The organism is Micromonospora sp. NPDC005087 (assembly GCF_042872965.1).
Lineage (GTDB): Bacteria > Actinomycetota > Actinomycetes > Mycobacteriales > Micromonosporaceae > Micromonospora.
Genome location: NZ_JBIALB010000004.1, coordinates 92,085 through 106,684 on the forward strand (window position 1 = coordinate 92,085; position 14,600 = coordinate 106,684).

Below are 14,600 nucleotides of genomic sequence, written 5' to 3' on the forward strand. Positions count from 1 at the left end.
GTATTTTCGAGCAGTGACCGACACCCCGACCGGCGGCTTGCCGGTGCCGAATGTGCCCGGTCTGACCGACTTGCGGGTCTTTGCCCGGGGTGGTTACGCGACCGTCTACCAGGCCACCCAGATCTCGGTGGGCCGCGAGGTCGCCGTCAAGGTGGAGAACCGCACGCTGGACAGCGAGCGTGACCAGGCCCGCTTCCTGCGCGAGGCGCGGGCGGCGGGGCGGATGTCGTCACACCCGCACGTGGTCGACCTCTTCGACGTCGGGGTCACCGTCGACCAGCACCCCTACCTGATCATGGAACTCTGCGACGGCTCGTACGCCGAACGGATGCGCACCTCGCCGCTCGGCCCGGTCGAGGCCCGCGACCTCGGCCTGAAGATCGCTGACGCGTTGGCCCACTCGCACGCGGCCGGGGTGCTGCACCGCGACGTCAAGCCGGCCAACATCCTCTACTCGGGCTTCAACTCGGCGGTGCTCGCCGACTTCGGGCTGGCCGTGCTCGCGGAGCACCGCGACGCCTCGGTCACCCTGGAGGTGCTCACCCCGGCGTACGCGCCGCCGGAGATGTTCAACCACAGCCCACCGTCGCCGGCCGTCGACGTGTACGCGCTCTGCGCCACCCTCTACGCGGTGATGCACGGTCGGCCGCCACGCTGGCAGTCCGAGCGAAACCCCAGCCTCGTCACCGTGCTGGAGATGTTCAACCAGCCGCTTCCTCGCCTGCCCGGCGTGCCGGACGAGCTGATCGACGTACTCCGCGCCGGCATGGCCAACGACCCCGCCGATCGGCCCTCCGCTCTCGAACTGCACGAGCTGCTCGCCAGCCTGCCGCTCGGCCCGCCGTCGACGCCGGTCAGCGGTGCCCCGGTCAGCGGCGGAACGGGCTACGCCGCCGGCCAGCCGGCGCCGCGCCCCCCGGTTGAGGACGTCCACCCGACGGTCCCCGCCGGTCGGCGCTGGCGGCGCTGGTTCCTCGGCGGTGCCGGGGCGCTCGCGCTCGCCGCCTCGGCCAGCGCCGGCGCCTGGATGGCCGGCAGCGGCCCACCGCCCGAGCCGTCCCCCTCGGTCAGCCGGGTCGCCGCGCCAGCGACCGGGCCGCTGCCCGGCTGCACGACCGGCACCGGCGCGCCGACCGCTCTGCCCGAGGGCGCCCACTGCCTGCCCGAGCTGGAGTGCTTCGGCCCGGTGCGGATCCGCGGCACCCGCGCCGAGGCGGCCCGCGTCCCCTGCACCGGACGGCACACCTGGGAGACGTACGCCGAGGGCGTCCTGCCGGTGTCCCTGGTCGGCGCCGAATACGACGACGTGGTCGCGGCCGAGCCGGTGCGCCAGGTGTGCAGCACGACCACCTTCCGACTGACCACGGCGATCAGCGACCCGGTCGGCTGGCACCTGGAGGTGCTCCCGCCGGTGGACGGCAGCGTCGACCGGACCTACCGGTGCCTGGCCGGGCGGGGCGTCGACGCGCTCACCGCGCCCACACTCACCGGTCGCTGAGCCCGCCCAACCCGCGCCGCCGGTCACGCACCGCACGCAACGCGTCCCGGCTGTCCAGAGCTTCGAGCGTATCCGCGTCGATCCCGTACGGCCTCAACTCCGGCGGCCCGGCGGCGAACGGACGGTCCACCGGCTCCGGGTCGTCGCCCTGGCGGGCGGCGGACACGGACACCCCGGCCACCATGGTCAGCAGGACGCAGAGCAACGCGAGGGCTACGCCGAGAAGATCCTGGCGGCGCCAGACGACCAGCGTGACCAGCACCGCAAGGGCTCCCAGCGCCGCGACCACCGCTACCGTCCGCGCATCGGACCTGGACAATCGACTCACCCCTCCAGCATGTCGTCACAGGGCCCGCTGTCAACCACAGAGCCGTCCGACGTGCCGGTCGACGCCACCAGCCGGCCCCACCGACCAGACCGATCGGCGCGCACACGGAGTGGACCGAAATCGCTACTCCCGGTGTCCCGCAGGCCGGTTCCGTCAGCGAGGTCGCCCATGACCACACGCACTGCCCAGTCCCGGCTCCGCTCGGTCGCGACGACACTGGCGGTCGCCCTGACCCTCACCCTGGCCGCCGCCGCCGGCTGCGACAGCCGGCAGCAGCCGGACCTGCCGTCCGTGCAGGAGAAGCTGTCGTATATACAGTCGATCGGTATATGCTGTGATCATGGCGAGTGCTTCCATGCAAGAGTCGACCTATCTGATCCTTACCGCGCTCGTCGAGGCCCCACGGCACGGGTACGCAGTCCTCGATGAGGTCCGCCGGATCTCCGACGGGCGCGTTGACCTGCGCGCCGGCACCCTCTACGCGGCCCTGGATCGGCTGCGAACCGAGGGCCTCATCGACATTGATCGCGAGGAGCAGGTGCAGTCCAGGTTGCGCCGGTACTACCGACTCACCGCGCCCGGCGCGCGACGCTTGGCCGAGGAGTCGGCGCGCCTGCGGAGCAACGCCGAGGCGGCGAACGTGCGACTTCGCCGTGCCGGCCTCATCTTCGAAGGCGGCTTGGCGTGAGATTGGACCAGGTCTACCGGTGGCTGTTGGCCTGCTATCCCCGTGAGTACCGCCAACAGTACGAGGACGAGATGCTCGGGGTGCTGCTGGACGACGCGGCGCCCGACCAGCGAAGGCCCGCGGCGCGCGACGTGCTCGCCCTGCTCGGCGGGGCGTTCCGTGCGCACGTCCGCCAACTGGATGCCCGACTCTCGGTCGATGCCTGGCGGGAAGCCGCAGCGGTACTGGGTCTGATCGCCTCGCTGGTGCTGTTCGCGCGCGCCGCGCGCCTTCCGGTGTTGCACCTCGCCCTGCTCGCGGACGGCCATCCGTTTGGGCTCGGTCAGGAGGTCGTCTCCTGGCCGTCGTGGCTCGGCTCCGGGGTGTGGCTCGTCGTGGCGATGTTGGCAGCATTGCGGTGGAGCCGGACAGCAGCCGCGACCGCCGTATGCGCTGCGGCGTTCGAGGTGGTGCGGGTCGCCGGGGCGTATGGGCAATATTCCACGGTGTTCAATCTCTGGCCGGCGGTGCTGGCCGGGATGGTCCCCGTGGCGCTTGTCGTCCGCGCTCCCGGCTCCGGCACAGCTGGCATCGGCCGCTGGCGGCTTGACCTGCTGGCTGCGGCGACGCTGGTCAGCGTCGGTGCCCCGAGCATCGCCACCGTTGCATTTGCCGACCGCTGGACGGAACCCGTTCGAACCTCCTGGATATTCACCGTCGGCGTCGGCCAGATCGAAGCGATTCTGCTGAGTGTGGGATACCTGCTTTTCGCCCTCGTCATCCTGTCCACGCCGGCGGTGCTGCGACGGCGCCTCCTCGCGCTGGTTGTCCCGGTGGGCGTCACGCTGCTGCTCACCCGACTGGGGCTTGGGACCACGGAGACGTTCCTCGAGCGTGGAACCCACGATGGCGTCCTCGATGCGCTCACCCCTGCGCAGGGGCTGACATTGGTGCTGGTGCCCGCGCTGCTCTTCGCAGTGGCCGCGGCCGTACTCCACTACCGGGAACGGCCGGGCTCCCAAGGCGCGTAACCGCGAAGTGGGCCGGTCAGTACGACTTCTCCTGACCGAGGACGTGCTGGGCCACGAAGTTGAGGATCATTTCCCGGCTGACCGGGGCGATCCGGCCGGCCCGGACCGCTCCGAGCAGGGTGGCCACCCCGTACTCGGTGGTCATGCCGGCGCCGCCGAGCACCTGGACGGCGGTGTCCACGGCGAGCGCGGCGGCCTCCCCGGCGGCGTACTTGGCCATGTTGCCGGCCACTCCGGCCTCCAGGTCGCGGCCGGCGTCGTACAGGGTGGCCGCCTTCTGGATCATCAAGCGGGCCAGCTCGACCTGCACCGCCGCGTGCGCGAGCGGGTGCGACACTCCCTGGTGGGAGCCGATGCTGCGGCCGCCCCAGACCTTGCGGGTGGCGGTGTAGTCACTGGCCCGCTCGATGGCGTACCGGCCGGTGCCGGCGCCCATCGCGGCGACGGTGATCCGCTCCGGGTTGAGCCCGGCGAAGAGGGCCGGCAGCCCGGCGTCCAGCGACTCGCCGACCAGCGCGTCGGCGGGCACCCGCACGTCGTCCAGGTAGAGCAGGAACTGGTTCTCCGGGGACAGGATCTCCATGTCCAGCTTGGACCGGGTCAGACCGGCCGCGTCGGTCGGCACGAGGAACAGCGCCGGCTTGAGCTTTCCGGTCCCCGCGTCCTCGGTGCGGGCCACCACCAGGACGTGCCCGGCCTCGTCGACCCCGGAGATGTAGCACTTGCGGCCGGAGATCAGCCAGCCGTCACCGTCGCGGCGGGCCACCGTGCCCAGGCGGTGGAAGTTGGAGCCGGCCTCCGGCTCGGTGATCGCGAAAACGATCTTCTGGGAGCCGTCGGCGAGGCCCGGCAGGTGCCGCTTGCGCTGCTCCTCGGTGCCGTGCCGGTTGATGACGGTGGCCGCGATGGCGGGGGAGACCACCAGCAGCAGCAGCGGGCAGCCGGCCGCCGCCAGCTCCTCGCAGACGATGGCCAGCTCGGTGATGCCGCCGCCCCCGCCGCCGTACTCGGTGGGGATGTTGACCCCCAGGTAGCCGAGCTGGCCGGCCTCGGCCCACAGCTCGGTGGTGTGTTCCCCCGATTTCGCTTTCGCTACGAAATAGGAATGACCATAGCGGCGGCCAAGTGCCCGCACGGCGTCGCGCAGCTGGTCCTGCTCGGGGGTGAGGTCGAAGGTCATCGGGGGTCCTCCTCGGGATTGACCACGGCCAGCACGGCGCCGGTGCGGACCTGACCGCCGGCCGGCACCGGCAGCTCGGCGACGACGCCGTCGGTCGGGGCGAGCACGGGATGTTCCAGCTTCATCGCTTCCAGCGTGAGCAGCGGATCGCCGGCCGTGACCCGCTGGCCGACCTGCACGTGCACCCGGGTCACCGCGCCGGGCAGCGGCGCGAGCAGCGACCCGGCGGCCAGCTCCGCGGTGGGCAGCGGGAAACGCGGCAGTTCGGCAAGGCTCGCCGGCCCGTCCGGGCCGTCCACGAAGACCGCCGACCCCACCCGGTGTACGCGGTACGCGCACCGCACCCCGTCGACGTCGAGCACCACCCGGTCCGGGGTGGCCTCGACCAGTGCCACAGCGGGGTCGGCGGCGCTGGGCTCGGCGGCACCGGGGTCGGCGGACCATTCCGCCAGCCCGCCCGTACGGTCCAGCCGGTAGCGGACCTCGATCTCGCCGTCGGGGCCGGTGAACCGGGTGACCTGCGGGACGGCCGGCACGTTGCGCCAGCCCGACGGCAGCCCGGCCAGCACCCGAGCATCGGCGCGACGACCGGCGGCGGAGGCGAGAGCCGCCGCGAGCGTGGCCAGCGGGAGCCGGTCGGCGGGGAGCAGCGGGGTGAAGACCTCGGAATGCCGGTCCAGGAACCCGGTGTCGATCTCCACGGCGGCGAATGCGGGGCTGCGCAGCACCCGGACCAGCAGGTCCCGGTTGGTGGTCACCCCGTGCAGCTCAGCGCGGGACAGCGCGGTGGCCAGCAGCCGGGCCGCCTCGGCCCGGGTCCGGCCCCAGGCGACCAGCTTCGCCAGCATCGAGTCGTAGTGCACGCCGACGGTCGAATTGGCCACCACGCCCGAGTCGAGCCGCAGCCCGGGGGCGGCCAGCGCGCCGAACTCGGAGGCCACCCCGGGGACCGTGAACCGGTGCAGGGTGCCGGTGGCCGGCCGCCAGTTCGCGGCCGCGTCCTCGGCGCAGAGGCGTACCTCGATCGCGTGCCCGGTGCTGCCCGGCAGCGTCGCCGGCAGCGGCTCCCCCTCCGCGACGAGCAGTTGCAGCCCGACCAGGTCCAGCCCGGTGCACAGCTCGGTGACCGGATGCTCCACCTGGAGTCGGGTGTTCATCTCCAGGAAGAAGAACTCCCCGTTCGGGGCGAGCAGGAACTCCACCGTGCCGGCGCCCAGGTAGTCGACCGCGCGACCGGCGGCGACCGCCGCCTCGTGCAACGCCGTCCGCACCCGCTCCGGGACGACCGCCGGCGCCTCCTCGACGATCTTCTGGTGCCGGCGCTGGATCGAGCAGTCCCGGTCGCCGATGGACACCACCCGACCGTGGGCGTCACCGAGGATCTGCACCTCGACGTGCCGGCCGCGCTCGACGTACCGTTCGATGAAGACCGTGCCGTCGCCGAACGCCGCGGCCGCCTCGCGCCGCGCCGAGGCGACGGCCTCGGCAAGCTCCCCGGCGTCCCGGACGATCCGCATCCCGCGCCCGCCGCCGCCGGCGGCCGCCTTGACCAGCACCGGGAAGTCGCTGATCTCGTCGGTGTCGGTCCAGCTGGCCAGCATCGGCACGCCCGCCTCGGCGAGCAGCGCCTTCGCCGCCAGCTTGTCGCCCATCGCGGCGATCACCTTGGCCGGCGGCCCCACCCAGGTCAGCCCGGCGTCGGTCACCGCCGCCGCGAACTCGGCGTTCTCGGCCAGGAAGCCGTAGCCCGGATGGACGGCGTCCGCGCCGCTGCGGCGTGCCGCATCCAGGATCTTCTCGACCCGCAGGTACGTCTCGGCCGGCGTGTTTCCCGGCAGCCTCACCGCTTGGTCGGCCTCGGCGACGAACGGCGCGGCGGCGTCCGCGTCCGAGTGCACGGCGACCGTCTCCACGCCGAGCGCCCGGCAGGTCGCGAAGACACGGCGGGCGATCTCACCCCGGTTGGCCACGAGCAGTCTGCGAATCATGAGCGAGCCCCTCACATCCGGAAGACACCGAAGCCGTCGGCGCCCTTCACCGGTCCGTTGTGGATCGCCGAGAGGCAGAGCCCGAGGACGGTCCGGGTGTCCCGGGGATCGATCACCCCGTCGTCGTAGAGCCGGCCGGAGAGGAACAGCGCCCCGGACTGCGACTCGATCTGCTGCTCGACCATCATCCGCATCGCCGCGTCGGACTCCTCGTCGTAGTCGCGCCCGCGCGCGGCAGCGGCCTGCCGGGCCACGATGGACAGCACGCCGGCGAGCTGCGCCGGGCCCATCACCGCAGACTTCGCGTTCGGCCAGGTGAACAGGAACCTCGGCTCGTACGCCCGGCCGCACATGCCGTAGTTGCCGGCCCCGTAGGAGGCGCCCAGGTTCACCGTCAGGTGCGGCACCGTCGAGTTGGACACCGCGTTGATCATCAGGGCGCCGTGCTTGATGATTCCGCGCTGCTCGTACTCGGTGCCGACCATGTAGCCGGTGGTGTTCTGAAGGAAGACCAGCGGGGTGTCTGCGGCGTTGGCGAGCTGGATGAACTGCGCCGCCTTCTGCGCCTCCTCGCTGAACAACACCCCCCGGGCGTTGGCCAGGACGCCCACCGGATACCCGTGCAGCTCGCCCCAGCCGGTGACCAGCGCGTCACCGTACGCGGGCTTGAACTCGTCGAAGTCGCTTCCGTCCAGGATCCGGGCCAGCACCTCGCGCGGGTCGAACGGCACCTTGAGGTCTGCGCTGGCGATGCCGAGCAGCTCCTCCGGGTCGTACTTCGGCGGCTGCGGGACAGCCGTGCGCGGTGGCGGGCCCTGCTTGCGCCAGTTCAGCCGGCGGACGCACTGCCGGGCCAGTCGGACGCCGTCCCGCTCGTCCTCGGCCAGGTAGTCGGCGAGCCCGGACGTGCCCGCGTGCATCGCCGCGCCGCCCAGTGACTCGTCGTCGGTGACCTCGCCGGTCGCCATCTTCACCAGCGGTGGCCCGGCCAGGTAGACCTGCGACCGGTCCCGGATCATGATCACGTGGTCGGACATCCCCGGCACGTACGCCCCACCGGCCGTGGCGTTGCCGAAGACCACGCTGACCGTGGGGATGCCCGCCGCGGAGAGCCGGGTGAGGTCGCGGAACACCCGGCCGCCCGGAATGAAGATCTCCGCCTGGGTGGGCAGGTCCGCCCCGGCTGACTCGACCAGATTGACCATCGGCAGCCGGTTGGCCAGCGCGATCTCCCCGGCCCGCCGGGTCTTGGCGAGGGACCACGGGTTGACCGCGCCGCCGCGGACCGTCGGGTCGTTGGCGATGATCAGGCACTCGACGCCCTCGACCACGCCGATGCCGGTGACCACGCTGGCCCCGACCGGGAAGTCCGTGCCGTAGGCGGCGACCGGCGACAGCTCCAGGAACGGGCTGTCGGCGTCCACCAGCAGCTCGATCCGCTCCCGGGGGAGCAGCTTGCCGCGGGCGTGGTGCCGGGTCACGTACTTCTCGCCGCCGCCGGCCCGGGCCTGGTCCAGCGCGGCGTCCAGCTCGGCCAGCCGGTCCAGCAACGCTGCCCGGTTCGCCGCGTACCCGGGTGCGGACGGGTCGATCGCGCTGTCCAGGGTGCTCAATGCATCTCCTTCGCTCGCGACTGCGGGGCTCGCAAACCCGGCTCACTCCTCGCGCTCACAGGCCCATGCCCTTCGCGATGATCTCGTTCATGATCTCGGTGGTGCCGCCGCCGATGCCGAGGATGCGGGCGTCCCGGTAGTGCCGTTCCACCTCGGCGTCGCGCAGGTAGCCGAAGCCGCCGTGCAGCTGCAACGCCTGGTCGACGACGTGGTCGCAGGCGGCCACGGCGACGTTCTTCGCCATCGCCACCTCGGTCACCACCGGCTCGCCGGCCGCCACCCGGCCGGCCACCTCGTGTACGTACGACCGGGCCGCCTCGGCCCGGGTGTGCATCTCGGCCAGCCGGTGCCGGACCAGCTGCCGGCTGGCCAGCGGACGGCCGAAGGTCTCCCGATCCCGGCACCAGCGCACCGCCAGCTCGACGCAGCGCTGCGCCGTGGCGTACGCCTGGGTGGCCAGCGAGAGCCGCTCCGCGGCGAAGTGCTGCATGATCGCCAGGAAGCCGGTGTTCTCCGCGCCGATCCGGTTGGCCACCGGCACCCGTACGTCGACGAAGGAGAGCTCGGCCGTGTCCGAGCAGTGCCAGCCCAGCTTCTCGAGCCGGCGCCCCACGGTGAACCCGGGGCTGCCCTTGTCGATGACCAGCAGGCTGAGCTCGCCGCTGCCCGGGAAGTCGGTGCAGACCGCGGTGGTCACGAAGTCCGCCCGGTGCCCGCTGGTGATGTAGGTCTTCGACCCGTTGACCACGTAGTGGTCGCCGTCCCGACGGGCGGTGGTACGGATGCCGGCCACGTCCGAACCGCCGTCCGGCTCGGTGATCGCCAGCGCTCCGATCATCGTGCCGGCCAGGGTGGGCCGGACGTACCGCTCGATCAGGTCGTCGTCCCCGGGCTTCGACACGCCGCCGAGCCGGCCGCCCAGCGACCCGCCGGTACGCGCACCGGACGCCGCGACCATGTGCGGCAGCGCGATGCCGTGCGTGAACAGGGCCGCGACCAGGCCGGACGAGCCGCCGGAGCGGATCAGCTCCTCGGTCACGAGGATCGAGTCGAGCAGGTCGCCGCCGCTGCCGCCCACGGACTCGGGGAAGCCGATGCCGAGCAGACCGAGCTTCGCGGCGGTGGCGTGCAGCGCCCGGGGGACCTCGCCGGCCCGCTCCCACTCGTCCAGGTGCGGCAGCACCTCCCGGGTCACAAAAGCCCGGGTCAGCTCGCGCAGCTGTCGCCGCTCCGGCGTGTCCACGATGCTCACGCCCCCTCCCCGCCCGAAGTCGTGGGCCCGATCGGCACGTCGACCGGCAGGTCGACGGTCCGCGAGCGCAGCAGCTCGCCGAGCGCCTTGGCCTGCGGGTCGAACCGGGTGGACGCGGCCACCCCGGCCCCGAGCAGGCCCTCGATCACAAAGTTGACCGCACGCAGGTTCGGCAGCTCATACCGCTGCACTGCCAGCGGTGCCGTCTCCGGCAGCAGCTCGGCCAGCCGTTCGACGGTCAACCAGTGGCGCAACCAGGCGTACCCGGCGTCGGAGCGCGCCCAGACGCCGAGGTTGGCGTCGCCGCCCTTGTCGCCGGAGCGCGCACCGACCAGCTCGCCGAGCGGCCCGCGTCGGGTCCGCGATAAGGAAGGGGCCCTTCTTATCGGATTTTGTTGTACAGGGGGCCCCTGCAAACACGTGTTCGGCGGTGGCGCGATCGGCACCCGCTCGCCGGAGGGCAGCACCGCGACGTGCGCAACCGCGTCCTGCGGCACCGTGTCGGCGGTGAAGACGCCGTACGGGGTGGCGTCGCCCGGCAGGGTGGTCAGCGTGCAACCCGGGTACGAGGCGAGCGCCAACTCCACCGCGGCGGCCGAGAAGGCCCGGCCGGCTCGCGTCCGGTCGCTGTCGCGCAGGTGGACGTGGAGCAGCGCGCTGGCCGCCTCGGTGTCGACGGCGTCCGGATGGTCGGTCCGGGCCAGCACGAACTCCAGCCCGTCCTTGCCCACCGCCTCCTCGACCTGCCCCCGGACCAGTGCTGCCTTCGCCTCGATGTCCAGCCCGCAGAGCACGAACGTCATCGAGTTGCGGAAGCCACCGAGGTTGTTGACGCCCACCTTGAGGGTGGCCGGCGGCGGCGTGCCCCGGACGCCGGAGACCCGGACCCGGTCCGGCCCGTCCGGGCGCAGCGTCACGCTGTCCAACCGGGTCACCACGTCCGGCCCCAGGTACGCCGGCCCACCGACCTCGTAGAGCAGCTGGGCGGTGACCGTCTCCACCGTGACCGCACCGCCGGTGCCCGGATGCTTGGTGATCACCGTGGAGCCGTCCGGGTGCACCTCGGCGATCGGGAAGCCAGGCCGGTGCCCGCCGTCGGGCAGCTCGGTGAAGAAGCTGAAGTTGCCGCCGGTGACCTGCGCGCCGCACTCGACGAGGTGCCCCGCCACGGTCGCCCCGGCGAGCTCGTCCAGGTCGTCGCGACCCCACCCGTAGTGGGCGATGGCCGGGCCGACCACCAGCGACGCGTCGGTCACCCGCCCGGTGACCACCACGTCCGCCCCGCCGTCGAGGCAGGCGGCGATCCCGAACGCGCCCAGGTAGGCGTTCGCCGTCAGCGCGTCGGGCCGTTGGATGGCGTCGCCCTCGACGTACCCGACCCGCACCGGCAGGTCCAGCCGACCGGCGAGCCGGTCGATGGCGGCGGCCAGGCCGGCCGGGTTCAATCCACCGGCGTTCGTCACGATCCGCGTCCCCCGGTCGAGGGCGGTGCCGAGGCAGCTTTCCAACTGGCGCAGGAACGTCTTCGCGTAGCCCAGATCGGGGTCGCGCAGCCGGTCCCGGCCGAGGATCAGCATGGTCAGCTCGGCCAGGTAGTCGCCGGTCAGCACGTCCAGCTCGCCGCCGTCGAGCATCTCCCGCCAGGCGGTGAACCGGTCACCGTAGAAGCCGGAGGCGTTGCCGATGCGGATCACGCTCGTACTCCCTGCCCACCGGCCGGCGTCGCGGACGGCTCCCGGCCGGCGCCCGGCGGGCCGGCGAAGGCCTGCGCCACGTCGAGCCACTCGTCGGCGACCGGCCCGATGGCCAGCAGGGCGAGGTCCGCGCGGTGCCGGCGCTGGGTGACCAGCAGGCAGAAGTCCCGGGCCGGGCCGGTCAGCCGGTCGGCGGCGTCCGCCGGACCCCAACTCCAGGTGTCGCCGCCGGGCCCGGTCAACTCGACCCGGACCGGCGCCGTCGGTGCCGGTCGGCCGTGCGCGGCGAAGCCGTGCCCGAGGGTACGCACGCCGAGGTGCGCCACGTGTCGGAGCCGGTCGCTGGCGGGGCGGGCGACGCCGAGCGCGTCGGCCACGTCCTCGCCGTGCGCCCAGGTTTCCATGATCCGGGCGGTCGCCATGGAGGTGGCCGACATCCGGGTGCCGTACCAGGGCAGTTTCTCGCCGGCCGGGACGGCGGCCAGCGCGGCGGCGAGCGCCGTCCGGCCGGCGCGCCAGCGGGTCAGCAGCTCCGCCGGCGGGGCGAGGAACTGCTCGGCGCCGTGGTCGACCATGCGGGCCGGGTCGGGTGCGGCGCTCACCGTCGCGAAGAAGGCCGCCGCATCGGTGGCGGCCAGCAGCGCCACGTGGTCGGTCCAGGCGAGGTGGGCGACCTGGTGCCCGATGCTCCAGCCCGGCGCGAGGGTCGGCCGAGCCCAGTCGGCCGCCGGTAGCGGAGCCACCAGGGCGTCCAGCTGGGCGGACTCGTCGGCCAGGTCCGTGAGCAGGTCGCTGAGGTCGACCATAGTGCCTCCGGTTGGTGCGGGCCGGTGCGGCCGGCGGTCAGGGCGTGAGCAGAGTGGCGAGCTGGCGCTTCCAGGTGGTCAACAGGGCGGTGCGCCGAGCCGAGTCGTCGTTGAGCAGGTTCGCCACGCCCAGCCCACGAAGCAGGTCGAGGGTGGCCTGCACCGCTTCCCGGACGCCGGGGCGGCGCTCGTCGACGCCGAGCAGGGCGACGGTGAGTCGGTGCATCTCCCGGCCTACCGTCGCCTCCAGGGGGACGAGGGCGTCCCGAAGCTCCCGGTCGGTGCGGGCGGCGACCCAGAGTTCGAGCGCGGCCACGAAGAGCGGCCCGGTGAAGGCCACGCCGAGCAGGTCGATGACCCGGTCCAGCCGCTGCGGCCCGGCCGGCAACGCCTCCGCCTCGGTGCGCAGCTCGTCGGCTCGACGCTCGGCCAGGTGGGCGACGGCGGCCGTGACCAGCGCAGCCCTGGTGGGGTAGTGGTGCAGCTGAGCGCCTCGGGAGACACCGGCCCGGGCTGCGACGACGGTCGTGGTGGTGCCGGACCAGCCGTGCTCGACCAGACAGTCGACGGTCGCCTCCAGCAGCCGGGCCTGGGTGGCCCGACTGCGCTCCTGCTGAGGGACACGCGTCGATGCGGTGGACACGGGCATAGCCTGCGGCCTCGGAAACAAACAGTCAAGACTGACTTTTTCCTAGGCTTCCGCGACGACGGATGCTGCCTCTGGAGGAGGCCGGTCGGTGACGGTGCTCCGTGAGCCTGTAGAGCTGCCCCAGGAATGGGACGCCCTCCAGGTCACCCGCGGCGGGTCGTGGCGCCTGCCAGGTCGGTGTGCCGGGCTGGCCGGGAGACACGCGCGGCCGTCCCAGATCTGGGGCAGCTCTACAGGCGCAGAGGCGACCTCCAAGCCCGAGCCGGCTGCGGCTTCGCCCCGGCCACGGTAGGCGGGACCGGTGTCAGCGACCGTCGCGGGGAGCGAAGACCGCCAGCGCCTCGGCGTCGCTGTACTGGGAGCGCAGGTACTCGTCGACCCAGGCGACGGCATCGGGGAAGGTGGATTCAGCGGCCACCCGAGCGCAGGCCGCGTCCACGTCGAACGCGGTGCGGCGCAGTTGCGCCCCCGGCCCGAGCAGTGCCCACCACGCGCCCGCTCCGCCGTACGGCATGCCGACGCTGCCCGCGTTGACCACCAGGCGGCGGTCGACCAGGCGGGTGAAAGGCATGTGGGTGTGGCCGCAGACCACCGTTCCGATCTCCGGCGGGAGGCCGGCGAACACCTCCGACCAGCGTGCCATCCGGGAGTCGACGAGCACGACCTCCTCGTCGTCGCGGGGCGTCGCGTGGCAGAACAGCGTCGGGCCGAGGCCGTCGATCTCCAGGGTCACCGTCGTCGGCAACGCGGCGAGCCGAGCGACCTGGTCCTCACGCAACTCCCCGGCGGCCCAGTTCGACACCTCGATCGAGGCGGGCCGGCCGGCGCGGGCCTCGACCAGCTCGCGGTCGGCGTTGCCCCCGACCCAGCAGATCCGGTCGCCGAGGCCGGCGAGCAGGTCGAGCACCTCGACCGGTTGCGGGCCGGCGGCGATGTCGCCGGTGAGCACGATCAGGTCGGCGGCGGCGACGTCCGGCTCGGCCAGCACCGCCTCCAGTGCGGGCAGCACCCCGTGGATGTCGGACAGGACAGCGACTCGGCTCAGCATCGCTCCACCCTCCGGCCGGACCGGCGTCCCGTCCAGCGATTCTGCGCCGGGCAGACGAGGAAGCGGTGAGCATCAGGCGCAACGAAAGTCCCCGCCTGCCGTCATCGACGGCGGGCGGGGACAGACGTGCTGCTCAGACGCGGGCGCGGCGGGCCAGACGCTCCGGGTCCAGGATGATGATGCTCTTGCCGTCCAGCCGCAGCCAGCCGCGGGAGGCGAAGTCGGCCAGCGCCTTGTTGACCGTCTCCCGGGAGGCGCCGACGAGCTGGGCGATCTCCTCCTGGGTGAGGTCGTGGGTCACCCGCAGCACGCCACCGTCGCGGGTGCCGAACCGGCCGGCCATCTGGAGCAGGTTCTTGGCGACCCGGCCCGGCACGTCCGTGAAGATCAGGTCGGCGAGCGAGTCGTTGGTCCGGCGCAGCCGCCGGGCGAGCACCCGGAGCAGCTGCTCGGCGATCTCCGGACGGTTGTTCAGCCACGGTCGCAGCGCCTGCTTGCGCAGCCGCACCAGCCGGGTGTCGGTCACCGCGGTGGCGGTCGCCGTACGCGGACCGGGGTCGAAGAGCGACAGCTCACCGACCATGTCCGACGGGCCCATCACCGCGATCAGGTTCTGCCGGCCGTCCGCCGCGCGGCGGCCAACCTTGATCTTTCCAGACAGCAGGATATAGAGGCTGTCACCGGGCTCGCCCTCATTGAAGACGACCTCGCCCTTGCGGACCTCGATCGTCTCCATCTCCTTGGCGAGCGCCTCGGCAGCCTCCGGGTCTACACCCTGGAAGATCCCGCTGCGGGCCAGTACCTCGTCCATCGCCCACCTCCGGTTGCGCGTGCCGTCCGTCGGCC

General features: G+C 72.8%; 13 protein-coding genes. 3 read left to right on the forward strand and 10 right to left on the reverse strand.

What is annotated here, in order from left to right:
* Positions 1-13: 13 nt before the first annotated feature.
* Positions 14-1,498, forward strand: a complete 1,485-nt coding sequence (locus ACFYPS_RS11490; RefSeq protein WP_387324127.1) for a serine/threonine-protein kinase — start codon at positions 14-16, stop codon at positions 1,496-1,498.
* On the opposite strand, the gene ACFYPS_RS11495 is transcribed toward ACFYPS_RS11490, so the two are convergent.
* Entirely contained in the window at positions 1,485-1,817 is a 333-nt protein-coding gene (locus ACFYPS_RS11495; protein WP_387324130.1) for a hypothetical protein, read from the reverse strand. The two genes, ACFYPS_RS11490 and ACFYPS_RS11495, sit on opposite strands and share 14 nt — an antisense overlap.
* Positions 1,818-2,166: 349 nt before the next feature.
* On the opposite strand from ACFYPS_RS11495, the gene ACFYPS_RS11500 reads away from it, so the two are divergent.
* Together ACFYPS_RS11500 and ACFYPS_RS11505 are read left to right on the forward strand one after the other, a co-directional pair.
* The gene (locus tag ACFYPS_RS11500) at positions 2,167-2,514 is read left to right on the forward strand and encodes a PadR family transcriptional regulator (protein ID WP_387324133.1); all 348 of its coding nucleotides are present in this window, start codon (positions 2,167-2,169) and stop codon (positions 2,512-2,514) included.
* Complete coding sequence (locus tag ACFYPS_RS11505; RefSeq protein ID WP_387324136.1) at positions 2,511-3,524, forward strand: hypothetical protein; 1,014 nt, start codon at positions 2,511-2,513, stop codon at positions 3,522-3,524. The genes ACFYPS_RS11500 and ACFYPS_RS11505 overlap by 4 nt, the downstream gene beginning before the upstream one ends.
* A gap of 16 nt (positions 3,525-3,540) precedes the next feature.
* On the opposite strand, the gene ACFYPS_RS11510 is transcribed toward ACFYPS_RS11505, so the two are convergent.
* From ACFYPS_RS11510 to ACFYPS_RS11550, 9 genes are all read right to left on the reverse strand, one after another.
* A complete protein-coding gene (locus tag ACFYPS_RS11510) occupies positions 3,541-4,704 on the reverse strand; it encodes an acyl-CoA dehydrogenase family protein (RefSeq protein ID WP_387324139.1) in 1,164 nt (387 codons plus the stop codon).
* On the reverse strand, positions 4,701-6,692 hold the full coding sequence (locus tag ACFYPS_RS11515) for a biotin carboxylase N-terminal domain-containing protein (protein ID WP_387324142.1): 1,992 nt from the start codon (positions 6,690-6,692) through the stop codon (positions 4,701-4,703). Before ACFYPS_RS11515 ends, ACFYPS_RS11510 begins: the two co-directional genes overlap by 4 nt.
* 11 nt (positions 6,693-6,703) lie before the next feature.
* Positions 6,704-8,305 (reverse strand): acyl-CoA carboxylase subunit beta, encoded by a 1,602-nt coding sequence (locus ACFYPS_RS11520; RefSeq protein ID WP_387324145.1) that lies wholly within the window; start codon positions 8,303-8,305, stop codon positions 6,704-6,706.
* Positions 8,306-8,360: 55 nt separating this feature from the next.
* Positions 8,361-9,557 carry an acyl-CoA dehydrogenase family protein gene (locus ACFYPS_RS11525; protein WP_354963402.1) on the reverse strand — a complete coding sequence of 399 codons (1,197 nt, stop codon included), beginning with the start codon at positions 9,555-9,557 and terminating at the stop codon, positions 8,361-8,363.
* Positions 9,554-11,191, reverse strand: coding sequence for an acyclic terpene utilization AtuA family protein (locus ACFYPS_RS11530; RefSeq protein WP_387324618.1), 1,638 nt, complete (start codon positions 11,189-11,191; stop codon positions 9,554-9,556). Before ACFYPS_RS11530 ends, ACFYPS_RS11525 begins: the two co-directional genes overlap by 4 nt.
* A 56-nt stretch (positions 11,192-11,247) precedes the next feature.
* Positions 11,248-12,057 carry a TIGR03084 family metal-binding protein gene (locus tag ACFYPS_RS11535; RefSeq protein ID WP_387324149.1) on the reverse strand — a complete coding sequence of 270 codons (810 nt, stop codon included), beginning with the start codon at positions 12,055-12,057 and terminating at the stop codon, positions 11,248-11,250.
* A 37-nt stretch (positions 12,058-12,094) separates the two neighbouring features.
* The gene (locus ACFYPS_RS11540; RefSeq protein WP_387324152.1) at positions 12,095-12,700 is read right to left on the reverse strand and encodes a TetR/AcrR family transcriptional regulator; all 606 of its coding nucleotides are present in this window, start codon (positions 12,698-12,700) and stop codon (positions 12,095-12,097) included.
* Positions 12,701-13,010: 310 nt separating this feature from the next.
* Entirely contained in the window at positions 13,011-13,754 is a 744-nt protein-coding gene (locus ACFYPS_RS11545; RefSeq protein ID WP_354963405.1) for a metallophosphoesterase family protein, read from the reverse strand.
* Positions 13,755-13,887: 133 nt separating this feature from the next.
* Positions 13,888-14,565, reverse strand: coding sequence for a Crp/Fnr family transcriptional regulator (locus ACFYPS_RS11550; protein ID WP_007073398.1), 678 nt, complete (start codon positions 14,563-14,565; stop codon positions 13,888-13,890).
* Between the last annotated feature and the right edge of the window lie 35 nt (positions 14,566-14,600).

Excerpts from the sequence above, each read along its gene's own strand:
- ACFYPS_RS11500 (WP_387324133.1), top strand. The coding sequence starts at position 2,167 with ATGGCGAGTGCTTCCATGCAAGAGTCGACCTATCTGATCCTTACCGCG.
- ACFYPS_RS11510 (WP_387324139.1), bottom strand. The coding sequence starts at position 4,704 with ATGACCTTCGACCTCACCCCCGAGCAGGACCAGCTGCGCGACGCCGTG.
- ACFYPS_RS11515 (WP_387324142.1), bottom strand. The coding sequence starts at position 6,692 with ATGATTCGCAGACTGCTCGTGGCCAACCGGGGTGAGATCGCCCGCCGT.
- ACFYPS_RS11530 (WP_387324618.1), bottom strand. The coding sequence starts at position 11,191 with ATGCTCGACGGCGGCGAGCTGGACGTGCTGACCGGCGACTACCTGGCC.
- ACFYPS_RS11535 (WP_387324149.1), bottom strand. The coding sequence starts at position 12,057 with ATGGTCGACCTCAGCGACCTGCTCACGGACCTGGCCGACGAGTCCGCC.
- ACFYPS_RS11545 (WP_354963405.1), bottom strand. The coding sequence starts at position 13,754 with ATGCTGAGCCGAGTCGCTGTCCTGTCCGACATCCACGGGGTGCTGCCC.
- ACFYPS_RS11550 (WP_007073398.1), bottom strand. The coding sequence starts at position 14,565 with ATGGACGAGGTACTGGCCCGCAGCGGGATCTTCCAGGGTGTAGACCCG.